This is a genomic window from Bacillus sp. AFS040349 (assembly GCF_002577655.1).
Lineage (GTDB): Bacteria > Bacillota > Bacilli > Bacillales > Bacillaceae > Metabacillus.
The window spans coordinates 1-2004 of the sequence record NZ_NUMC01000200.1 but is presented as its reverse complement, the minus strand read 5'-3'; the positions used below and the strand labels follow the sequence as shown (position 1 = coordinate 2004).

Below are 2004 nucleotides of genomic sequence, written 5' to 3'. Positions count from 1 at the left end.
AATCTTTTGACACTACCTAGGATTTTTTGTTAAGTTTTCCATCACTTTAAGATGAATTTCAATTAAACCGAGTTTTTGGTCTTGATTAAGTGAAGAAGAGAGTATTCGCTTAACCGACAAATGAAATTTAAAATGGATATTCTTACGAAGACGCGGATGAGTCATTTCATCTAACAATTCTTTTGTGATGGCATTCATCAGCGTCTCATTTTCGTTATTTTCAACAGGTAATTCACGATTTGTCCATAACTGTCTGTATGCATGCAATAAACCATTCATTTCCAAAATAAACCTCCACTCAAAGTTTACATCTCCAGTGAATTCCGATTTTTAAGCTTGAATTCTGCTTTTTTGAAGGATCTGGAATTTGATAACGTAAATAACAGTAGTGATGTCCATATACATGAGAATGTCATCACTTCAATTTTTGTAAAGGGTTCTTTATACAGTACAATTCCTATTATTAAAGTAATTGTAGGAGCTATGTATTGTAGAACACCAACCATAAACAGCGGAATTCTCTGTGCTCCACTTGCAAAAAGTAGCAAAGGAACAGCTGTTGCAATTCCAGCTCCAATTAAAAGTAAATTTGTTGGTACATGAAAAGATAGAAATTCAAGTTCCCCTTGAGTAGCAAGCATTATTAAATAAATTATCGCGATTGGTGTGACAGCCATTGTTTCAAAAGTAAGGCCGATCCCCGAGCTTAGTTTTGTTATTTTTTTAGTTAAACCGTATAAACCAAAACTTAATGCCAATGTAACCGCAACAAATGGAATTTGCCCATAATGATAGGTCATAATGAAAACACCAACTGCCGCAATTAAGAAAGAAAGTTTTTGCCATAAATTTAACTTTTCTTTAAAAAAGAGCATTCCTAGCAAAACACTAATTAACGGGTTTATATAATAACCTAAGCTTGCCTCAATCAAATGATCATTATTTACTGACCAAATATACACAAACCAGTTGATACTAATTAACAATGATGAAACAACTAGTAAAAAAATCAATCCTGGATTATTAATCATTCTTTTACTCACATCTTTTACATTTTTCCATTCTTTCGTAAAAGTGAGCAAAGCAATCATAAAAATGAAGGACCAGAAGATTCTGTGTGCTAAAATTTCTTCAGGTGAAACATTGTTAATCATTTTCCAATATAGAGGTAATATCCCCCAAAGGATATAAGAAAAAGCCGTGTAAAAGAGCCCTTTCTTGTATGTATTTTCTTCTGTTGTATTCATCTTGTTTACCTCGATTCTTATGCCTTTCTCAATCAATCTCGACTTTCAAAGTACACTATTCTTCCTCCACCTAAAACTCATTATAAACTTGTTAGAAGCTGTCCCACAACATATTAGCTTTCTAACCCATTTCCCTTCCCATGCATACTCTATATTATCAAATCAGGTATAAAGGAAGTGAAGATATGTTTCCTTGGAATAATAAACAATTTCCATTTGATCAATCCGGTTTTATGAAGCATTTAAACAAGATGAATCCAAAAGACGTCGAATCCTATATTCAAAACGTTATGAAAAATGTTTTTAGTGGAGATTTTACACAGGGATTTCCTTTTCAAGGTAATATGACAGGTAACGATCCTTCAGGATTTCCTTTTCAAGGAGATTTCTCAAAAAGTGAGACGCAAGTGAAGCCCCAGCCGGAAATCTTTGAAACAAATGATTTTGTTTATGTAAAGCTTCCCTTGTCAAGCAAAGATAACAAGAATTTAAAATTACAACACACAAATCATCAGCTTATTCTTATAAACTACCCTAAAGAAAATGAACAATCTAAATACATGTTGCCAAGCCCTGTTAAGAGAAAGGGAACTCGAGCACGATTTTTAGATGATTACCTTGAAATTCAATTTATTCGATTAGATGAAAGTAATATTTCTGAAATAGATATTTCATATTAAATCTTAATGTTATTGTTTGATAATCGTTTCAAATGAGAAAAAACTACCTACTTTATTAGGAGGCCACTGAAAATCTG

General features: G+C 32.5%; 3 protein-coding genes. 1 reads left to right on the top strand and 2 read right to left on the bottom strand.

Features of this window, described 5'->3' with window-relative positions; genetic code table 11:
• Nucleotides 1-12 precede the first annotated feature (12 nt).
• The gene (locus COD11_RS26125) at nucleotides 13-279 is read right to left on the bottom strand and encodes a hypothetical protein (RefSeq protein ID WP_098799782.1); all 267 of its coding nucleotides are present in this window, start codon (nucleotides 277-279) and stop codon (nucleotides 13-15) included.
• 26 nt (nucleotides 280-305) lie between these two features.
• Nucleotides 306-1247, bottom strand: a complete 942-nt coding sequence (rarD, locus tag COD11_RS26120; RefSeq protein WP_098799781.1) for an EamA family transporter RarD — start codon at nucleotides 1245-1247, stop codon at nucleotides 306-308.
• A 185-nt stretch (nucleotides 1248-1432) separates the two neighbouring features.
• On the opposite strand from rarD, the gene COD11_RS26115 reads away from it, so the two are divergent.
• Nucleotides 1433-1927 (top strand): Hsp20/alpha crystallin family protein, encoded by a 495-nt coding sequence (locus COD11_RS26115; protein WP_098799780.1) that lies wholly within the window; start codon nucleotides 1433-1435, stop codon nucleotides 1925-1927.
• Nucleotides 1928-2004: the final 77 nt, after the last annotated feature.